Consider the following 20,280-nt stretch of genomic DNA (forward strand, 5'->3'; position numbering starts at 1 on the left):
CCATTCCGCCGCAAATGGTGGGTACAGATTCCCTGAATCCATTTTGTACACATTCTGAGATTCAGCTGCGTGTTGCGCGTTACATGCTTATGATCGACCGCAACCCTTAAATGGGCTGCGCGTCACATCCGTGGCGCGGGATCGTCACTAACGAAGAGGTGTCGGGTGGGAATCCCAGTACTCAAGCGCGCCGCCGCAGCATGCGTCGCAGCGCTCACAGCGCTCACGCTCGCAGCCGCGCCCGTGGCCGCACAGCCGCACGGCAACGAGCCCCCTAAGGACCCGACGCACGTCGAGTCCAACTCCAGCAAAGACCGGGTCGCTGTCCTCGTGACCCTCAAGAGCCAGCCGGGCTCGCCCTCCAAAGACGGCGAAGGCCGGAACCTGCGCGAGCAGATTCGCCTCCTCAACTCGTGGAGCAAGACCTACGGCATCGAGGTCGACCGTCAGTTCGGCTTCCTCGTCAATGGTTTCTCGGCAACGATGCCCGCGGCCAACATGGCGAAGCTCCAGGCTGAACCGGCGGTCGACTCCGTGCGTCGCGAGCGCCAGTATGAGCGCACCGAATACGAGGCGCGCGAAATGGAGCAGGTCTCCGCGGCTTTCGAGGACTACGGTGTTGACGGCTCCGGGATGGTCGTTGCCGTCATCGACTCGGGTGTGGATCCCACCCACGAAGACATGCGCATCGACGATGGCGTCGATACGAAAATCGACACGGTCAATCCGAACGGCAAGTTCACGAAGAAGATCCCCGAGGGCTACAACTACGCCGACGAAAACTATGAATTCTGGGATACTACGACGAGTCAGCACGGCATGCACGTCGCCGGAATCGTCGCCGCCAACGCCCCTGACGGCAAGAAAAGCGGGCTCGAAGGCGTTGCCCCCAACGCCCAGATCCTCTCGTTGAAGGTCTTCTCTAACGGCGCAAACCCCTACGCCTCCGACTCCGACCTGATCGCCGCCATCGAGGATGCCGTCAAACTCAAGGCCGACGTCATCAACCTCTCTCTCGGATCGACAAACGGCGTCAAGTGGGACTCCGACGGCTCGAACCTCGCCCTCAAGAAGGCTGAAGAGATGGGCGTACTCGCCGTCATCTCCTCTGGCAACGACGGGCTCAACTTTTCCGAAACGGGAGGAACCGACGACGCCCTCGGGAAGTTCGACGACGGCACCGTGGGTACCCCCGGCATCCAGGGCAATGCCCTTACGGTCGCTTCGGTTGACAACAACGTCGTCTCGACACCCCGCGGCTTCTACAACGACGGGGAAGACCATCCTTTCGGCTACCAGCTCCAGATCGGCGAAGCGACGAACAAGCCTTACGAGGTTGCTTTTCTCGGTCGAGGCAAGAAAGAGGACTACCCGGACGGCACCGATCTGAGCGGGAAGATCGCCCTCATCGAACGCGGCGAAATCTCCTTCACCGAGAAATTCCAGCGCGCGATCGACCACGGCGCAGCCGGTGTGCTCGTGTTCAACTCCCAAGAAGGCGGCGAAGCCTTCGCTGGGATGGCCGGCATCGAAGACTTCACGATCATCGGCGGTTCCCTCAAGCGCTCGACGGGCGTGGCAATTCGCGACGCGATCGAAAAAGCGGGGGACAAGCCCGTCACCGTGCGCCTCACGAAAGAGATCGGCTCGGAAACAAATCCCACCGCGGCGCAAGCCTCGCAATTCTCCTCGTGGGGCACGACCCCCAATCTCGAGTTCGAACCCGAGATCGCCGGCATTGGCGGAAGCGTCTACTCGACGCTCAACGACAACAAGTACGGCACGAAGTCCGGAACATCCATGGCGGCCCCGAACATCTCGGGCATGTCCGCGCTGCTCCTTGAGAACTACGCCGAACGCTACCCCGAACTCAGTGGCCCAGAGCGGCTTGCCCGTGCCCGCACGGCACTCATGAACACGGCGATTCCCGTCAAGAACGGCGAGCACGTTGCGCCGCCGCGTCAGGTCGGCGCAGGTCTCGCCCAGATGCACAACGCCCTCGACACGAACGTGTACGCGACCGTCGACGACGAGCCGGCCGTCGAGCTCAAAGAGGTCAACTCCGTTCGCGAATTCACGGTGACCCTCACGAACCACTCGGGCGAGGCGGTCACCTACGACGTCCCCGCGCAGACCGTGCTCAACGAAACGAATGCCAAGGGGGAAAAGACGACGAGCGTGGTCTCCCACGAGAGCCTGCAGGCGTCGGAAAAATCCGTGACCGTTCCCGCAAACGGAACCGCACACGTGACCTTCACCCTCAAGCCCGACCTGAGCGCCGGCGACCACTTCATTGAGGGGTACGCGGTGCTTCACTCCGATAACGCGCCCACCCTTTCCGTGCCGTACTTCGGTTTCGTTGGAGACTGGAATGCCGAACCCATCGTCGCCGAGCAGGGCCACGGGTGGGACGCGCTTGGCGTGAAGAGCGAGGTCACGGGTCTTTCCACGACCCTCGACCTCTTCGGCAGCCCGTACCCGAGCACGCTGCCCGAGGGTGGTTGGCTCTCGCCGAATGGCGACGGTACGCGCGACGAAGCCAGCGCGGCACTCGCCATGATGCGTAACGCCGCCGACGTCGAGTTCAGTGTGCTCACGGAGGATGGGGAACCGCTCGTTGACCTCGGCGCCACGCACAGTGTTCCCCGCACCATCGCGGGCGACGTGCTCGAGGTCAAGAACAAACTCGCTCCCGAAGGCTCGACCCTCATCAATGGCGGCACGTTCGACGGCCGCATGTGGGATCCGGCCAAGGGCGAATTCGTGAACGTCCCCGAAGGCCGCTACATCTACCGTGTGAAGTCGCGGCTCTCGGAAGACTTCGACTGGCAGACGGTCGATATGCCCTTCGGCATCGATGTCACGCCACCCGAAGTGAGCGTTGGCGAGCTTGAAAACGGCACCATCACGATCACGATCGACGACAAACTCTCCGGTGCCAACCCGTCCCTGTCCGTCATCGATGCCACGGGGGAGGGCCTCCCGGTCAAGGCCAACGGTGACGGTACCTACACCGTGACGGTCAAGGACGCCCAAGCCTCGAAGTACCTGTGGTTCATCGCTTCCGACAACGCCTACAACAAGGTGGAGTTCCGCAAGGTCCTCGTTGATGATGATCCGCTCGTGCTTCTCAACACGAAGACCTACAACGACCCCGAATTCGTGTTCGGAAATGCCTCCGACGCGTACGTGGACGGAAAGTTCCAGTTGAGCGGAACCGTGACGAGCCAGGTGGCAAAGGTCGAGGTCGAAGGCAAGAGCTACGACATCACGGGCGGCGGCTTCACGGCGCTCGTTGATGTGAAGCCCGATGCGGAAAACTCGATCACGGCCAAGGCATTCAACAAGGCCGGCGAAGAGATCGACTCCGAAACCCTCACGTTCTACTACGATGCGCAACCGGCCTCGGTGGACATCTCCGCCTCGAACCTCGACGAGGACGGTCGCATCATCCCGAACGAGGACGGGTCGATCACGATCAAGGGCACCATCAAGGATCCCGAACCCTCCAACCCAGTCGCGAAGAAAGGTGGCCTGTGGGCCGGCGTGAACTGGGACTTCGTAGGGGCGGAGCCGGATGGTTCGTTCGAGGTCACCACGTCCTCCGTCGAGGAAGGCGAACCCTTCTTCGTGCTTCAGGCAGGCGACAACGCCAACTTCACCTACCTCGTCGTGGAGATCTCGGGGCGCGTCAAAGGCTCTAAAGCCACCCCGACTCCCGAGTTCGAGAACCTCGAATGCCTCCAGGGATTCGCGCTGTGCCTCGTGTCGCCCGAATCGGGCGACCTGAGCGAAGACGGCTCGACCTACACCCTGCGCGGCAATGGCGGTCAGCCCGGCTCGACCGTGACCCTCACGCCCGGCGCGCGCGCCGAAGGTGAGCACATGGGAAGCCTCGAACCCATCACGGCAACCGTCGGCGAGGACGGCACCTTCACCGCGAAGGTTCCCATCGCAACCGGAGAGAACCACTACGAATACGTCGTGACGAACCCCGAAGGCGAGGTAAAGAGCCGCCAGATCCTCAACATCTGGTTCGACGTCAACGCGCCGACCGTGCGCTTCGACAGCCCGAACCTCGTGAACGGCACCCTGTTCACGAACAAGGACGACGTGACGTTCGAGGGTTCGGCTGAGGACGACGGTTGGGGGTACAGCCTCCGCGTCAACAATCAGCAAGCCGTGGACATCCACGTCCCGAACGCGATCGGGCCCGAGGCGAACCGCCGCGAGTTCTCCGAGACCGTTGCGGTGGCGGATGGCGACACGATCCTCGTGAGCTTCGCCGACTCCGTTGGCAACACGCGAGTGGCCGCGATCCCCGTGATCGTCGACAAGGTCGCCCCCGAAGTCTCGATCGAGACCGTCGCGGACGGCGAGCGTATTATCGACGGCCGCACCCTCACCGTGAGCGCTACGGATCCGCATCTCGCGAGCCTCAATGCGCGCTTTGCTGGTGTGACGGCCGACGGCACTCTCTCGCGCGAATTCGTCAACGAGAGCGTCACGCTCGACACGGAAAAGGTGACCGTCGAGAACGTCCTCGTGGACGTCGACGAGATTGATCCTGGCAAGGACTCGGCGTCCCAGGCCGAATCCGTCGATGGTGGCGAGGCTCCCGCACACGAAGCGGCCACCTCGAGCTCGAGCGAAGACGTGACCGCAGAGGGCACGCTTGCTGTTCCCGACACGACGAGCCTGTCCGGCGAGCTCGACACATCGAGCCTTCCCGCGGGTCGCTACACCGTGACCGCGGCGAGCGCCGACCTCGCCGGCAACGAGCAGACCGGGGCGCGGACGTTCGACGTCGATGCGGAACCCGTGATCGAAGGCGAGGACGCGCTCTCCCTCACCGTGAACCGGAAGGACCTTGCGGACGATGAGGCGCTTGCCGAGCGCGTCCTCGAGGCTTACTCGGTTTCGGATGACGGTGCCGTGCTTGCCGATGGCACCGTGGCGAAGGGCGAGACGACGACCCTTGCCCTGCGCGAGGGCACGGTCCTCACTGCCGGCGAGAATTCCGTCGTGCTCGTCGCGACCGATGCCGCCGGACGCCAGGTGGTGCGGAGCGTCAAGGTCACGATCGACCTTGAGCAGGTGACCCTGCGCGCGGGTGACCTGAGCGCCACGTCGACCTTCCGCAGCGACGACTCGCTCACCGCTGACATCGCGAGCGACAACGGCGTGCACACGATCGCCGTGTCGAACGCGTTCGGCCCACTCGAGGCGACTTTCACGCTGCCCGTGCCCGAGGGTTCGGCGGTCATGCTCGTGCGCGAGGACGGCACCGAGGAGCCGATCGGCTCGACCTGGGCCGATGGCATGCTCACCTGGGTGGGCTCCTCGCAGGGGACGTATCGCGTGGTCGAGCCGGCCCGCACCGACGGCGGCGATGACGGCAAGGAAATCGTCGCCCCCGCGAAGCCCGGCCCGAAGGGCAGCTCGGGTGACTCCGGTGGCCGCGGCGATGCTTCCGCGAACCCCGAGAAGCCGGGCGGTTCGCCTTCGGCGACCTCGGGTTCCAGCGGTAGCGGTGAGGGCGAAGGTCCGACGGTTGCCGGCAGCCAGCGTGGCAAGAATCCAAGTCGCGGTAAGGCGAAGGGCGCTTCGGGTTTCATGCCACGCACGGGTGCCGAGGTAGCCGGACTCATGCTCGTTGGCGGAGCGCTCGTGGCTGCGGGTGCGATGCTGATGACGACGCGCAGGCGCGGCCAGAGGCCATAGGGGCGGTTGACGCCTGTGACGAGGGGCTGCCTGCGAATCTGTTCGCGGGTGGCCCCTTGGCTTGCCTCGGCCCGCCCGGGGTCTCCCGTCGACCCGTGGCCCCTCGACCCACTCCTCTCCCGTCTAGGAAACTAACCCCAACATATGTGGTGGTTTGCGCTCGAATTCAGCCGCAAACGTTGGGTGCAGTTTTCGGCGACGAGTCATGCCCGTTTGGCGGCGAACCGTGCGAGGCCGGGCCGAGGTTGCTGGTACCCCACGGCGTCAGCGCATAAAGAGGGCGCCGGCTCGTCCCCACGAGCCGGCGCCGTATCCCTTTCCCCCGCGCTAGGGCCTGATGTACGGATCCTCTCCTCAAAGAATCGGTACGCCGCTAACGCGTGATTACATATAACCGCCTCTTTCTTCCCGGGCGCTGTGCTTGGCCTAGCAAATCGCTGGGAGCGCCGCGGTGTTCCTGCAAGGAATGCTCGCGAGTTCGGTGTTTGCGCTGGTAGAGATGTATTTTGCCGAGCTAGAGTCTGGGAATCGTGGCTGAGGTCACGGTACGATTGCCGTGGTTCCTCACGAAACCTTTACACACGGCCTGGCGCCCCGAGGAGGATGCACGTGAATCAGCCCGTAAAACTTGACTGGCCCACTCCCACCACCGACGTCGACACCTCGAAAATGCGGGCGGCACTCGAGCGGCTTGCCGTCGCAGTTGCCTCCTCGAATGGCCTCGCTGAACCGATCGACCCCGAAGAATCCGGGGCCGATGTTCCCCCCGCCCTCAAAGATCTCGCCGATGAAATGGCGGGGGCACGCGTGGGGGAGGAGTTTGAGCTGAACCTTCTGGCCGAGGACCGCACGGATCTTGGCCCCTTCACGTTGCTGGGCGAGCCGACGTCGTACTATCCCCTCTTCGAGACCGTCGACGATGCCGTGATTCTCACGCTCAATGATGAGGGCATCCCGGGTGGCGTGTGGTGGATCGACGAGGAGCTCGACATGCATCTGCTAGCGACGAGCCTCGACGAATATGTGGATACCGTTGCGCGCGCGATCGCTGCACTCAGCCCCGAGGCAAGCGAACCGGCCCAGGATGTGTGGCGTGCGGTTGCGGCATCGAAGCGCTCGACGTTTACCGTTCTCGAATCGGTTGAGGATCTGTCCTCACACGTTGAATTCGCCCCCGATGGCCTCAGCGCGCGCCTCGTCGCGGATCAAGCGTGATCAGGTGAGGATTACCCGAACTTTTTCGCTCCCTTACAGTCTCGGGGCGCTTGCTTGATACCTCGATACTCACGCTGCGCGCCCCGGGATACGGCCGAAGGTGTGGGCGTCATTCAGGTCGTGGTGAGCGCAGGGGGATGTAGCCCGCGATGATGACGGCCGCGAGCAGGGTGAGCGCCGCCCCGATCACCGTGAGCGGGGAGAGGTGCACGCTCGGGTCGAGCGCATCGAGCATGACTGACCCGATGATTTGGCCCGCAATCGCCGCGCCGCTCAGGACGAGCACGCCCGTGTACCGCACGAGGGCGGCGGAGGCGGCAATGTAGGTGAGGCCGATCAGGCCACCGAGGTAGAGAACCGGATTGGTGGGAAACGCCCCACCCAGCGGGGTGAGCGCGAGGCTGACCGCCGCAGCTATGCCGAGCGCGAGTGAGCCGAGCGTGAAGTTTCCGAGCGCCGAAACGAGAAAACTTCCCGTGTGCGCCGTGACGATGCCGTTGGCTCCCGTTTGAAGGCCGACGCCTATTCCCGCGACGAACGGCAGGATCAGGTTGAGCCACGGCACGGCGTTCGTGAGCCCGGAGGCAAGCGCCAAGGCGACACTGGCGACCATGAGGGCTGAGCCGACAAGGCGCGAGGTGCTCAAGCGCCGCGGCTCACCGGGCCCGAAACCGACGCGGTCGAGAGCGGCCCCAGCGAGAGTTTGCCCCGCGACAACGCTCACGATGAACAGGGCGACCCCGAGCACCCCTACCGTGAGGGACTGCGTGAAAACAAGGAAGGCGCCGCCAAGGCCGCCGATCGCGTACCGCCAATCGAAGCGACCCGTCGCGATGTCGCGCGCGTAGTCCCGCGCCGCACGTCGCTCAGCGGGCAGAGACAGCACGATTACGCAAAGTCCAAGGCAGCCAATGCCGAAGCTCACGAAGGCCGCGAGATAGGGGCTCTCGAGCTGCCCCGCAAGATCGGCATTAATGCGGGACTGGAGAGCGGCGAGAACGCCCCCTGCCATGATGATGGCGATCGCCCACCACGGCGCGCGAGGTGTTGCGGCTCCCCCGTGGTGCTCATCTGCCACTTCTCTTTGCGTACTCATGCGCACCATTGTCTCGCGATTGTCTCGCGCAGAAACTCCCCGCAAAATAGGGCGCCCGGGTGGCGGGCAAGCGTCGGACCCCTACGATGGGGTTATGGAACTTGATCCCGGTTATTCGAACGTGCGCGTTGGCGTCAAGGCGATTATCGTGCGCGGAACCAGCGTGCTGTTCAACGAAAACATCGATGTTGACGGCAACCGCGTGTTCGTCCTGCCCGGCGGCGGGCAAGAACACGGCGAAAGCCAAGTGGAGGCGCTGAGGCGCGAATGCGAGGAGGAGGTCGGCGCGGCCGTGCGTGTGTACGACCTCGCGTGCACGTTCGATCTCATCAGCGCGAAGGTGGGCCGCCACCGCGACTCAGGGCAAGTGTTCCACCAGCAGAATCTTCTGTTCTGGTGCGACCTCGAACCGGGTAGCGAGCCGCGCATCGGGGAGGGCCACGACCCGCACCAGGTGGGCGTCAAGTGGATCGAGATCAACGACCTCCACACGGTCGACGTTCGACCGCGCGAGGTTGGCGAGTGGTTGCAGTCGGATCCGAGTATCCGCCCGCGCACGCTCGGCACGATCCGCGAACAGTCACTGTAGGGAGCGGGGTCCGACGGTTACCGCTCACCGTCGTGAAGGGAGTTTAAAGGCGACGCGCAGCCGGCCCCTCAGCGTGCGTTCGACCCCGAGTGAGGCAATGTATACACAGGTCAGAGGGTTGTGCAGCTGAACTTCGCACGGCGTTCGTGCGAAGATTAAAGACGCCCGCTCGCCGCGGGATTCAGAACAGATGTGAGTGAAAGGGAAGCACGCATGAGCGTTGCGGCGCAGCCTAGCGCGCATGAGCCTCCCTATTCGGTGCGCCACGAAATCGCGCAGGGAGCCCTGCTGATTCTCCCGGCGGGTCTCGGCATGATCCCGATCGGCATCGCTTTTGGACTTCTCGTTGTGCAATCCGGACTTCCGTGGTGGATGGCACCCGCCCTCTCGTTCTTCGCGTACGCGGGCTCGCTCGAGCTTTTGCTCATCACACTCATCACGTCGCTCACGCCGCTCGTGACGATCGCCGCGGCATCGTTCTTCGTGAACTTCCGCCACGTGTTCTACGCGTTCAACTTCCCACTCAAGGTCGTGAAGAACCCGTTTTTGAAGTTCTACGCGATGTATTCGCTCACCGACGAAATCTTCGCGGTCACGGTCGCGAACCCGAAGGGATGGACTCAGCCGCGCGTGATCTCGGCAGGGGCCGTGCTCCAGATCTGCTGGGTGGGTGGCGGCCTCATGGGCGTGCTCCTCTCGAGCTTCATTCCCTTCCAGATCCGCGGCTTGAGTTTCGCGCTGTGCGCCCTGTTCATCACGCTCACGCTCGATGCGTGCCGCACGAAACAGGAAATCCCGTCGCTTCTCCTCGGTGCTGCCGCCTTCGGCCTCGCGCTCCTTTTGCTCCCGAGCCAGCCGATCTTCGCCGCGATGATCGGCTTCGTTGCAACCCTCGCGGCTCGCTACACGATCGCCGTGCGCCTCACGAGACCCCTGCCGGCAGAGATGGAGAGTGACGATGCAGCTTGACATCCCCTTCTGGTACCTCGCCTCGGTTCTCCTCATAGCCTTCGCCGTTACCTTCACGCTGCGCGCGCTCCCGTTCGCGATCCTCGAACCGCTGCGCAAATCCCAGTTCGTGCGCGTCATGGCCGTGTGGATGCCCGCGGGCATCCTTGTGATCCTTGCGCTCGCGACGTTCAAGAGCACCCTTGCCGAAGAGCCCGGAAGCATCATCCACCTGCTCATCGCGTCAGCTGTCACGATCGCCGTGCACCTTTTCGGTGGGCGCCGCACCCTCGTGAGCGTCGCCGCGGGAACCCTCGCCTTCGTGCTTCTCGTGAACTTCTTCTAAGCGAAAGCGTCGGGGCGGCAGGATGCTGCTGAAGCGGGAGCCCCCTCAACCCGGGTGCGTGGTTCGGTGCGTGCGAAAAGCTTTCCGACGGTAGCCCGGCAACCGTCGGACCTAATTGAACCCAAACCGCTTGCGAATGACCGAGTACGTGGTGCGAATAAACCTGTGCGCGCCGGGCCCACGTGCGCTGAGTCCCATGCTCATGGGTGTGCGGCGGTAGGCGCGGTAGGCAGGATAGTTATGCGCTTTGAGATACGCGAGGAGGTCGCGGCCCTGCGCTTTTGCCTCTGGTGTTTTTGCGAGCACCGCGAAGGTGAGGGAGACGCTCGTGATGATCGTGAGGTAGTGCAGGAGGTAGCGACGTAGCGAGCGTGAGGATATGTCCTCGACGCGCAGCTCATCGATCATGATTCTGTTGACGCGAAGTTGCTGGTCAAGGCGCGAGATCATGACTTTTTCGTTGACGCTCTGGTCGTCGCGGCCAATGTAGTAGTAGTACAGCGGCACCGGAAGGTAGTAGAGGGTGCGGGTGTGGCGAAGGGGAATCGACGCGTAAAGGTTGTCGACATAGAACGTGTGGCGGGGAAGCTCAAGTCCTGATTCGATGACCACACTGCGCTTGTAGAGGATCGCGTGCATGAGGAAGTAGCTGCCCATTCTGGGGCGCGACACCTGGTCCCACGTGAGTGTTCGCCGGGCGGGCACGGTGCGCCGGTATCCGATCCGACGGTTCTTTTTGAGCGCGTGATTGTCGTACACGTAGTCGGTGAGGACGAGGTCGGGGAGGTTGTCGGGCGGGAACGACTCGACCGTGTGGAGCAGCTCGCTCAAGGCGCGGGTGTCGAGTCGGTCATCGGAATCGAGGACCTTGAGGTAGGTGCCATCCGCCGCATGGACTCCAGCCATGACGGCCGCGCCGTGACCCCCGTTCGGCTGGCTCACGACGTGAACGATGCCGGGGTGGCACTCCTCGTACTGCCGCGCGATGCGTTCGGTCTCGTCCGTCGAGCCGTCATTGACGAGGATGATCTGGATGCGCTCGCGGGGTTCGTCCCTGTCGAAGAGGATCGAGTCGATGGCCCGGCGCATGTACTGCGCTGAGTTGTAGCACGGCACAACGAAGGAGATCAGGGGGGAAGGCTGCATGGCATCTATCGTAGATCCCCGAACCGTGAGGAGGCGCGGCTACGATTGAGAGTGCTTCCCATCCGACGATGACGTAAGAGAGGTACGCACAGTGACCCGCCCGCCCGCCTATGACTTTGAAACGCTCGTGGACCGCTCGGGGACGGGGTCCGTGAAATGGGAGCTTATGCGTGAACGTGGGGGAGACGTCCCCGCGGGGATCGCGCCACTGTCGACGGCGGATCTCGATTTTCTGCCCGCCCCGGAGATTACGCGGGGACTGCGCGAGCACCTCGAGGGTGCGGTCCTGGGGTACACGGGTCCGACGCCTGCGCTGTTCTCGGCGATTCAAATGTGGCAAGCCGTGCGTCACCGCTGGGCGATCGATACGCGCTGGATTTCGATGATGCCGGGGGTAGTCACGGGGCTGTTCGCCGGTGTTCGCGCAGCGAGTAAGGCCGGCGACGGGGTCGCTCTCTTGACGCCTGCCTACCCTCCCATGGTCGATGCGATCGAGAAGACGGGGCGGCGCCTCGTGGCGGTGCCCCTCGACGGTGAGGGTGGGCGATACCGAATCGATTTTGCCGCTCTGGCCGATGCTCTTGAGAACGAAGACGTCACGGTGCTCATCCTGTGTTCGCCGCACAACCCGACCGGCCGCGTGTGGACGCACACAGAGCTCGAGGAGATCGCGCATCTTGCTCGTGCCAATGACGTGACGGTCATTGCCGATGAGATTCACGCGGATGTCGTGCACGAGGGGTTCGAGCACATTCCCTTCGCAGCCGTGAGCGAGGATGCGACGTCGCGGACGATCACGCTGTCATCAGCGTCCAAGAGTTTCAATCTTGCTGGCGTGCAAACGAGCTGGGCGATGATCGAAAATGCCGAGCTGCGCGCCGCCTACGAGCGCGAACTCGAGGCGTGGGGCTTCCACTTTGCAAACTGCCTCGGGTATCGCGCGGTCGAGATCGCCTACACGGAGGCGAGTGCGTGGCTTGAGGGGCTGCTCGAACTGATCGCCCGCAATGACAAGGTGAGCAGGGAGTTCTTCGCTGAGCGATTTCCGGAGGTGGCGATCGCGCCGCTCGAGGGAACGTTCCTGCAGTGGATCGATTTTCGCCCGCTTGGGCTCGACGAACGTGAGCTCACGCGCCTTCACGACCGTGAAGCGCACGTGTTCTTTGAGCATGGGCGAAACTTCGGCGCGCCCGGTTTCGAGCGCCTCAACCTCGGTACGCCTACGCGAGTGCTAGAAGAGGCGCTCGTCCGTTTGGCCGAGGCGCACGGTCGCTAGGCTGGGGACATGTCCGCAGCAGAACACTCACGCATTCCGTCATTCGCCTACCCTTTGCGGTCCATTGGACGCCTCACCGTGACGCCGCTTGGTCTTGGCGCCATGCCGCTCTCGTTCGAGGAGAAAGCCGACGATACCGAGAACGCGCGCGCCACGGTTGCCGCTGCTCTCGATGCGGGCATCACCCTCGTCGACACCGCTGACATCTACGCGCCCGCATGGAACAAGGTCGGCCATAACGAGCGGCAGGTGGCCGACGCCCTCGAGGCCTACGCCGAGGCGCATCCGGACTTTGACCGGGCGGGCATCACGGTTGCGACCAAGGGTGGCATCACGCGCGCCGAAGGTGAGAAGTGGGGCCGCGACAGTTCCGTCGGCCACTTCCGCACCGCGGTGGTGCGCTCGAAGAAGAATCTTCGAGTCGACGCTATCGACCTGTACTACCTGCACCGCCCCGACCGCACGCGCCTGTACTCGGAGGCGATCGAGACTCTCGCCGAGCTCAAGGACGAGGGGCACGTGAAGAATATCGGCATCTCGAACGCGAGCGTCGAGGAGATCGAGATTGCCCTCGACGTGCTCGGTGAGGGCAACCTCGCGGCCGTGCAAAACGAGTTTTCGCCGCGCTTCAACCACACGAGCTGGGACGAGCTGCAGTTGTGCGGCGAGCACGGCATTACGTTCGTGCCGTGGTCTCCGCTAGGCGGCACAGGCGGAGGAGCCTTCGAGGTCGGTGAGCGCTTCCCCGTGATCGCCGAGATCGCTCGCGCACGCGGTGTGAGCCCCCAGCAGGTCGTTCTCGCCTGGGAGATGTCACTCGGCGACCACGTGCTGCCGATTCCCGGTGCTTCGAGGCCCGCATCCGTTGCGGATTCGGCGATGGCGATGAGCCTTGCGCTCGAGTCCGGCGAGAAGGATGCCCTCAACAAGGAACTGCTGCCGAAGCGCTAAAGCGAGGTGCTGCACACGTCAAAAACGGCGGGCCCGGAATGATCCGGGTCCGCCGTTTTTAACGGATTGAGGAGCGCTTAGAAGTCCGGGCCGGCATCGCCCATGTGCTCGCGAGTGCCGCTCGCGGCTTCCTCAGCCCTGCGGCGCGCTTCTTCCCTCGCACGGCGTGCGCGCTCCTTCGCCTCGTTGCGAAGACGCTCGATGTTCTCTTGCGAATTGCCATCGCCGTCAACGGGCACCGCGGGCGCCACGGGAGTGGAATCGCCGTTGATCGTGTCGTTGGCAACCTGCGCCTGGAGGAGCGCCGAGCGGATCTCTTCGCCCATCGCCCCCACGGAGGCGGGATTCGAGGGGAGGAACAGCACGTTCGAGCGACCGTTGCGGGCGACGTCCTGCATCGTGTCGAAGTACTGGGTCATGAGCAGAAGCTGCTCGGCAGTGTTCTCGATGCCAACCTGCTTGAGCATTTCGTACTGCTCAGCGATACCCATCGCGATCGCGCGGCGCTGCGCGGCAACGCCTTCACCCTGCAGGCGCTTGGATTCGGCCTCCGCCTCAGCCTGCGTGACGCGCTTGATCTTGTCGGCTTCGGCGAGCGACTGCGCGGCGACGCGGTCGCGCTGCGCGGCGTTGATCGAGTTCATCGAGTCGCGCACGCGCTGATCCGGAGAGATGTCCTGAACGAGCGTGTTGACGATGTGGAAACCAAATTCCTGCATGCGAGTCGAAAGGGTCGCCTCGACACTGCGAGCAATGTCGTCCTTCGACTCAAACGCCGCGTCAAGATCGAGGCCCGACAGTGCTGAACGCACCGTGTCAAACACGTAGCTGCGGATCTGCGCTTCGGGGTTTGAGAGGCGGTAGTAGGCGTCCTGGACCGATTCCTCGCGGATCACGTACTGCACGGCTACGGGGACCGTCACGAAAACGTTGTCTTTCGTTTTCGACTCGATATTGACCTCGAGCTGGCGAATGCGCAGCGAGATCGGCTTCGTGAGCGTGTCCATGAAGGGAATCTTTGTGTTGAGACCAGGCTTCGCGACGCGCAGGAACTTACCGAAACGCTCCACGATGACGTTTTCCTGCGTCTTCACGGTAAAGAGGATCGAGGAACGCAGACCGCCGAACAGCAGAGCGAGCACCACGAGGATGATGACGATGACGACGATGGCGCTGACGCCAAGGCCGAGAAGGGCTTCCATGAGAGTCCTTTCTGAATGGGTGGGAGTTGTTAGGCCGCGAGGGCCTTGGTGATAGATGTGGCGATGCGTGCGGGAGGGATGGGCGGCGCAAAGCGACGGATGACGTGTCCGTCCCGGCCCACGAGGAACTTCGTGAAGTTCCACGCGATGCGGCCGCCGAGCATGCCGCCGCGCTGGTCTTCGAGCCACGTGAAGAGGGGATCAGCACCCTTGCCGTTCACATCGACCTTCGCAAACACGGGAAAGCTTGTGCGAAAGCGCGTCTCGCAAAAGTCGATGATTTCGTCCATTGAACCGGGCTCCTGGTTCCCGAACTGGTTGCAGGGGAATGCGAGAACGCTGAATCCCTGCTCTTCGAAGCGGTCCTGAAGCTCCTGGAGACCTTCGTACTGGGGCGTGAACCCGCATTCACTCGCGGTATTCACCACGAGCGTCACCTTGCCGGCGAACTCGGCGAGGTCGCGCGGTTCGCCGTTTGCGCCTTCGACCGTGAAGTCAAACAAGGTCGCGGGAGCGGACTGCTCGGTGTGGGCAGAGTTCACGGAAGGTCCTTAAACGGGGGCGTAATTGTGACGTGCGATACCAGGATAGCGCGAAGCCCTCAGCGCGCCTCAAGGGACGTGGCGGGATTCGTTGCGAGAAACGCGTCGATCTCCTCGCGTGTGGGGGCCGTGATCGGTCCCTTGCGCGTCACCTTGAGGGCGGCCCCTGCATTGGCGCGGCGCGCGGCATCGAGCCAGGACAGACCAAGCGCACGCTCGCCGAGCACAATCCCCGTGTGGGTATCGCCGGCGCCATTCGTATCGACCGCTTTTTGCGGGTATCCGGGCACATAGTCGAGGTGGCCGCGCTCGAAAAGATAGCAACCGTCGGACCCATCCCTCACGATCACGACCGCGCCCGTGCCGAGGAGCCGGCCGAGGGCGGGCAGGGTCCCCGCGACGTCGTCGATCCCTGTGATCTCGCGAGCCTCATCCGCATTCGATGTCCACACGTCAGTGCGCGCGAGCACACGGTCGCGAAGGTCGCGCGGGAACGAGGCAAACGGCGCGCCAGGGTCGAGAACGAGGAGGGCACCCGGTGTGAGGGCGTCGAGGAACGCGAGAAGCGGGTCGCGCGTGGGCTCAAACAAGCTGTACCCGCTCACGCACACGAGGTCGCCCTTGGACGGCTCAAGCAGAGCGAGCGACTCGGCGGTGATGTCACGTTCAGCGCCGTAGCACGTCACGAACGTGCGTTCAGCGGACGGCTCCACGAACACGTAGCAGCTGCCCGTATCTTTGCCCTCGACCACGGGGCTCGACAGGCCAATCCCGTTCTCGCGCAGCACCACGCGAATGAGATCGCCGTTCGGCCCCTCACCGTGGGCTCCACCGTGCACGGCCGTCGCGCCCACGCGGGCCGCAGCGAGAGAAATGGTCACGGCGCCGCCTGCATAGGATCTCGGGACGCCAACCGCATTCACGTTGGAGCCCGTGCTCGGAAGCGCGGGCACCTCGATCATGACGTCAACGAGAGCCTGGGCGGTATGAAGAACTCGGGGCATGTCTCGAGTGTACGGGCACTACGATGAGGCAATGCTCCCTCTTGCGCCGCCCGCCCCCGCCCTCATCGCCGCCGACATCGACGGCACATTCGTGGACGACGGAGGAAACATCCCCGCCCGCAACCTCACGGCGATCGCGCGCGCTCACGCCTCAGGGCTCGACTTTTGCCTCGTCACGGCCCGGCCGCCGCGGTGGCTTGCGCGGTTTCGCGGCCTCAGCGCCGGCGCAATCTACGCCGCCAATGGCGCCTACATTCTTGACGCCGCGACGGGGGAGATCCTCGAGGACCGCGGTTTTTCAACAGACGAGGTCCGTTTTCTCGCCCGCAGGCTCGCCCCGATCCCCGGCCTCGCCCTCTCTGCCGAAACGGCGACCGGGTTCGTGCGCGAACGGGAGTTTCCCTCAGCGCCGGCGGCGGGGGAGAGGGACCGCGATTCCGACGCCAGCTTCACCCCGCTGCGCGACATCTCGTGCGGCGCGGGCAAGATCCTCGCGGTATCGATCGTCCTTTCGGCGGAGGACTTCTATCGGGAAGTGCGCGCCCGCATCGAGGGACTCGCGGAACTGCACATCTCCACATCCGATGGCCTTGCCGAGCTCAGCCCCCTCGGCATCTCGAAAGCCGCAGCTCTCGACCACGCCTGCCGCACGCGCGACATCGCTCATGCGCAGATCTGGGCCGTGGGCGACATGCCGAACGATTTGCCGATGCTGAGCGCGGCGGGCGTCGGAATTGCCGTGCGCAACGCCCACCCCGACGTGCTCGCCCACGCCGACGCAATCGCTCCCGCGAACACGGACGCCGCAGTGGCCAACGTGATCGACACGGCCCTGAAAGCCCGCGCCCTCGCCCGCACTACGCTGGGAGCATGAGCGACATTGACTGGCACGACCTTCCCCCATTCGTGAGCGCCGCCGCCCTCCTCGAGCGCACGGGCGGCCGCGCACCCCGAAGGGGAAGCGACGGTATTGGGAGCCTCGAGCCCGGCACCGGGGACCTTGTGATCGCCGACGTTCGATGGAACGTCGCCCAAGGCACCCTGCGCGAGCACTACCTCAAGGCCCACATCCCCGGTGCCATCTTCGTGGATCTCGAACTCGACCTCACCGGTGCCGGCGCACCACAACGCGGGCGGCACCCCTTCCCCGACGACGACGAACTCTCCGAAAAGCTCGGCGCCCTCGGCATCAACTTCGAGGACACGGTCATCTGCTACGGGGCGGACGACCCCATGGGCGCCGCACGCCTCGCGCTCATGCTGCGCTTCGTGGGTGTGAACGCCGCAGTCCTCGACGGAGGCCTCGAGGCCTACGTGCGGGCAGCCGGCGAGGATGCGCTCGAAAGCGGAGACGTACAGCGTGAGCCGAGCGACTTTCCGTGGCAGCCATACGTGCGGCTCGTGAGCGACGACGAAGTCCAACACGCGATCCCCACGAAAGGCGCGCTCCTGATCGATGCGCGCCCACCCGAACGCTATCGCGGCGAATCCGAAATCCTCGACCCGCGGCCCGGGCATATCCCGACCGCGAAAAACGTGCCGTTTACCTCGCTACTGGAATCTGACGGCACCCTGCGCCCACGCGCCGATGTTCGCGCCGCATTTGAGGCAGTGGGAGCCACGACCGAACGAATCACCTTCAACTACTGCGGCTCGGGAGTGAGCGCGGCGTTCAACACGCTCGCGATGGACTACGCCGGATTCGCCCACGTCTACCTCTACGCAGGCTCATACTCTGAGTGGTCTCGCAATCCCGAACGTGCGGTGGAAACGGGAGAAGGGAACGTGTCCGACGCTAGCTGAGCAGCCGTCGGAACCAGACACCTTAAGCTGCAGCCGCGCTCTCGTCTGTGGGGGCTGTGCGCTCCTTCAATGCGGCGCGCAGGAGTTCCTCGACGAACTCCGAGAGGGTCATCGATTCGTCGATGGACGCGTGCTTAATCTGCGTGATGAGTTCGATCGGCAGCTGCACGTTGAATTGGCGTTTGGAATACGCCGCGCTTGAGGTAGTCATGACTTAAACCTAACTACCTAGGAGAGCGAAAAGAGGGCCTAAGGGCCCAAGGGAGAGCGAAAGGGGCGTAGCGCGAAGCCGCAATGAGCTCAGCGCCACGCCCCTTCTGTGACGGATCAGTCCTTGTGGCGTTGTGTGAACTGATCGAGGAAACCGCGCTTGCGGGCGCCCTCGGTGGGGGCTGCCTCACTCGCGTCGATTGCCGGGAGTTCAAGCTGGCCCGTTTCCGTGGCCACGCGCTCGTAAACCCTGTCGGCGACTTCATCCGTGACGTGCTCGGTCACGTGTTCCGTGACGTGCTCGACGAGCTCGCGCCGGCGAATCTGCAGCTCGAGACGCTCGATCATGCGGACCTCGTGGCGCAAGGCGCGGAACATCGAGACGACCATCGCGATCATGACGACCGACCACGGAAGCGCAGCGATCAGCGCAAGCGCCTGAAGGCCGCTCATGCCGGATGCGTCGCCCGAGCCCGTGTAGGCCGCAATGCCGATGAGTGCCGCGGGGATCGCGCCGCTCGTGACAGCCCAGAAAATACGGGTGCCTCGGGGCGGTTCCGGATCGCCGCGGTGCGCGATCATGTCGACCACGAACGCGCCGGAGTCCGCCGAGGTGACGAAGAAGATCGTCACGAGAAGAATCGCGAGACCCGAAAGGAGGCTGCTCGCGGGCATCGTCTCGAACACCTGGAAGAGTGCGAGGTCCTTGTCGATACCGCCTTCGGCGTTGAGGAAGTTGACGCCTTCGAACACGCTCTTGTAGATGGCCGTGCCACCCATGACCGTGAACCACAGAATCGTCACGAGGGTCGGAACGAGCATGACACCCATGATGAACTCTCGAACGGTGCGGCCACGCGAAATACGCGCGATGAACACGCCCACGAACGGCGACCAGGAGATCCACCAGCCCCAGTAGAACGTCGTCCAGCCATTGAGCCAGGACGCACCCTCATCGCCATAGAACGGCAGAGTCTGAAGGCTCAACGAGATGAAGTTTTGAAGGTAATTGCCAATTCCCGACACGAAGTCACGAAGCAGGAACAGGGTTGGCCCCAGGATCAGCATGATGACGAGGAGCACGCCCGCGAGAATCAGGTTCGTGTTCGAGAGGAACTTGATGCCCTTCTCGAGGCCCGAGGCGACCGAGAGGGTCGCGAGACCCGTGATGACGATGACCATGACGAAGCGCAGCCACGGGTTATCGGGCAGCAAACCGAGGTGCACGAGCCCCGCGGAAATCTGGTTCACGCCGAAGCCGAGCGAGGTTGCGACACCGAAGAGGGTGCCGATAACGGCGATCGTGTCAATGACGTTGCCGATCCACGTATCGGTGTGGCGGCCAAGGATAGGCTCGAGCGCCCAGCGCACGGAGAGCGGGCGGCCGCGACGGTGCGTTGCGTACGCAACGGCGAGGCCTACGACGACGTAGATGCCCCACGCGTGCAGGCCCCAGTGAAGGAACACCTGCGCCATAGCCTTAGGCGCGCGGGCCGCATCGGGAAGCTCCGCGATGTTCGGCGGCGGGTTTGATGCGAAGAAGGTGAGAGGCTCAGCGGCCCCCCAGAATACGAGGCCGATGCCCATGCCGGCCGCGAACAACATCGCGAACCACGACATGAGGCTGTACTGCGGTTCTTCGTCGTCTTTGCCGAGCTTGATCGAGCCGAGCCGAGAGAACGCGAGTACAGCTGCCGCGGCGACGAAGAACGTGGCCGCGAGAATGTAGTACCACCCGACGCTCGCGACGATCGTCGAGTTGATGGTGCTCACGACGGTGTTGAACTGATCGGGCAGAAGCACGGAGAAGAGCACCGCGACGATGATGATCGCGGCCGAGGGGTAAAAGACACCCTTCGCCATGCCGTAGTGCCGCGGCCCTTTCTCGCCGGGCGGGGTTTCGGGGCGCGTGGGTTTTGTGGCCGTTGCGCTCGTCAAGGCCAACCTCCTTCAATGTGGGTAAAAGGCAATAAAAAACAGCCCCTAGGGCTGTCCTTGCCTCCCTACCGTACATGAAAAGCGGTTTTGGAAGCGCCCTTCGGTGAACGTCCTCACCACGAAGCCTGGTCGGCCGGGCTCCTCACGTTCGGCCGATCTCGCGAGTGGGGAAAGTGGTGAAACACGGCGTTAGGAGTCGGTTTTTGCGCGTGAGGTGGCGGTTTTTCACCACTTTCAAATAGGGGGAAGGGGAAAGGAGACAGGGGGGAGGGGAAGCAGGGGGAGAGAAA

General features: G+C 63.8%; 16 protein-coding genes. 9 read left to right on the forward strand and 7 right to left on the reverse strand.

The features are described from left to right. Positions 1–165: 165 nt before the first annotated feature. Entirely contained in the window at positions 166–5,724 is a 5,559-nt protein-coding gene (locus HMPREF3157_RS05120; protein WP_070435723.1) for a S8 family serine peptidase, read from the forward strand. Between the two features lie 609 nt (positions 5,725–6,333). Next, positions 6,334–6,939: a hypothetical protein gene (locus HMPREF3157_RS05125; protein ID WP_101686939.1), complete on the forward strand. Its 606-nt coding sequence runs from the start codon at positions 6,334–6,336 to the stop codon at positions 6,937–6,939. A 109-nt stretch (positions 6,940–7,048) separates the two neighbouring features. Here the strand turns inward: HMPREF3157_RS05125 and HMPREF3157_RS05130 are convergent, their stop codons facing one another. After that, positions 7,049–8,035 (reverse strand): DMT family transporter, encoded by a 987-nt coding sequence (locus HMPREF3157_RS05130; protein ID WP_083288072.1) that lies wholly within the window; start codon positions 8,033–8,035, stop codon positions 7,049–7,051. Positions 8,036–8,129: 94 nt separating this feature from the next. Between HMPREF3157_RS05130 and HMPREF3157_RS05135 the strand changes: the two genes are divergently transcribed. The 3 genes from HMPREF3157_RS05135 (at position 8,130) to HMPREF3157_RS05145 (ending at position 9,918) form a co-directional block, all read left to right on the forward strand. Further along, positions 8,130–8,624, forward strand: coding sequence for an NUDIX domain-containing protein (locus HMPREF3157_RS05135; RefSeq protein ID WP_016663424.1), 495 nt, complete (start codon positions 8,130–8,132; stop codon positions 8,622–8,624). A gap of 213 nt (positions 8,625–8,837) precedes the next feature. Beyond that, positions 8,838–9,593, forward strand: a complete 756-nt coding sequence (locus HMPREF3157_RS05140) for an AzlC family ABC transporter permease (protein ID WP_016663406.1) — start codon at positions 8,838–8,840, stop codon at positions 9,591–9,593. Next, the gene (locus tag HMPREF3157_RS05145; protein WP_034371092.1) at positions 9,583–9,918 is read left to right on the forward strand and encodes a branched-chain amino acid transporter permease; all 336 of its coding nucleotides are present in this window, start codon (positions 9,583–9,585) and stop codon (positions 9,916–9,918) included. The genes HMPREF3157_RS05140 and HMPREF3157_RS05145 overlap by 11 nt, the downstream gene beginning before the upstream one ends. A 111-nt stretch (positions 9,919–10,029) precedes the next feature. Here HMPREF3157_RS05145 and HMPREF3157_RS05150 read toward each other — a convergent pair whose 3' ends face one another. Then, positions 10,030–11,064 (reverse strand): glycosyltransferase family 2 protein, encoded by a 1,035-nt coding sequence (locus HMPREF3157_RS05150; RefSeq protein ID WP_070435725.1) that lies wholly within the window; start codon positions 11,062–11,064, stop codon positions 10,030–10,032. A 91-nt stretch (positions 11,065–11,155) separates the two neighbouring features. On the opposite strand from HMPREF3157_RS05150, the gene HMPREF3157_RS05155 reads away from it, so the two are divergent. Both HMPREF3157_RS05155 and HMPREF3157_RS05160 read left to right on the forward strand, forming a co-directional pair. Then, entirely contained in the window at positions 11,156–12,340 is a 1,185-nt protein-coding gene (locus HMPREF3157_RS05155) for a MalY/PatB family protein (protein ID WP_070435726.1), read from the forward strand. A 9-nt stretch (positions 12,341–12,349) separates the two neighbouring features. Further along, a complete protein-coding gene (locus HMPREF3157_RS05160; protein ID WP_070435727.1) occupies positions 12,350–13,291 on the forward strand; it encodes an aldo/keto reductase in 942 nt (313 codons plus the stop codon). Positions 13,292–13,368: 77 nt separating this feature from the next. On the opposite strand, the gene HMPREF3157_RS05165 is transcribed toward HMPREF3157_RS05160, so the two are convergent. Genes HMPREF3157_RS05165 through HMPREF3157_RS05175 form a run of 3 tightly spaced genes read right to left on the reverse strand, consistent with a single transcriptional unit; the run spans position 13,369 to position 16,039 of the window. Then, positions 13,369–14,493, reverse strand: coding sequence for an SPFH domain-containing protein (locus HMPREF3157_RS05165; RefSeq protein WP_070435728.1), 1,125 nt, complete (start codon positions 14,491–14,493; stop codon positions 13,369–13,371). Positions 14,494–14,522: 29 nt separating this feature from the next. Next, complete coding sequence (locus HMPREF3157_RS05170; protein WP_070435729.1) at positions 14,523–15,035, reverse strand: glutathione peroxidase; 513 nt, start codon at positions 15,033–15,035, stop codon at positions 14,523–14,525. Between the two features lie 59 nt (positions 15,036–15,094). Further along, positions 15,095–16,039, reverse strand: coding sequence for a PfkB family carbohydrate kinase (locus HMPREF3157_RS05175; RefSeq protein ID WP_070435730.1), 945 nt, complete (start codon positions 16,037–16,039; stop codon positions 15,095–15,097). Between HMPREF3157_RS05175 and HMPREF3157_RS05180 the strand changes: the two genes are divergently transcribed. After that, positions 16,038–16,913 (forward strand): HAD-IIB family hydrolase, encoded by an 876-nt coding sequence (locus HMPREF3157_RS05180; RefSeq protein ID WP_070435731.1) that lies wholly within the window; start codon positions 16,038–16,040, stop codon positions 16,911–16,913. The genes HMPREF3157_RS05175 and HMPREF3157_RS05180 overlap by 2 nt on opposite strands. Then, positions 16,910–17,842 carry a sulfurtransferase gene (locus HMPREF3157_RS05185; protein ID WP_083288067.1) on the forward strand — a complete coding sequence of 311 codons (933 nt, stop codon included), beginning with the start codon at positions 16,910–16,912 and terminating at the stop codon, positions 17,840–17,842. Before HMPREF3157_RS05180 ends, HMPREF3157_RS05185 begins: the two co-directional genes overlap by 4 nt. A gap of 22 nt (positions 17,843–17,864) precedes the next feature. Here the strand turns inward: HMPREF3157_RS05185 and HMPREF3157_RS05190 are convergent, their stop codons facing one another. Together HMPREF3157_RS05190 and HMPREF3157_RS05195 are read right to left on the reverse strand one after the other, a co-directional pair. Further along, the gene (locus HMPREF3157_RS05190) at positions 17,865–18,053 is read right to left on the reverse strand and encodes a hypothetical protein (protein ID WP_016663396.1); all 189 of its coding nucleotides are present in this window, start codon (positions 18,051–18,053) and stop codon (positions 17,865–17,867) included. A gap of 116 nt (positions 18,054–18,169) precedes the next feature. Continuing rightward, the gene (locus tag HMPREF3157_RS05195) at positions 18,170–19,990 is read right to left on the reverse strand and encodes a BCCT family transporter (RefSeq protein WP_070435732.1); all 1,821 of its coding nucleotides are present in this window, start codon (positions 19,988–19,990) and stop codon (positions 18,170–18,172) included. Positions 19,991–20,280: the final 290 nt, after the last annotated feature.

Source organism: Dermabacter sp. HMSC06F07 (assembly GCF_001807345.1).
GTDB lineage: Bacteria > Actinomycetota > Actinomycetes > Actinomycetales > Dermabacteraceae > Dermabacter > Dermabacter hominis.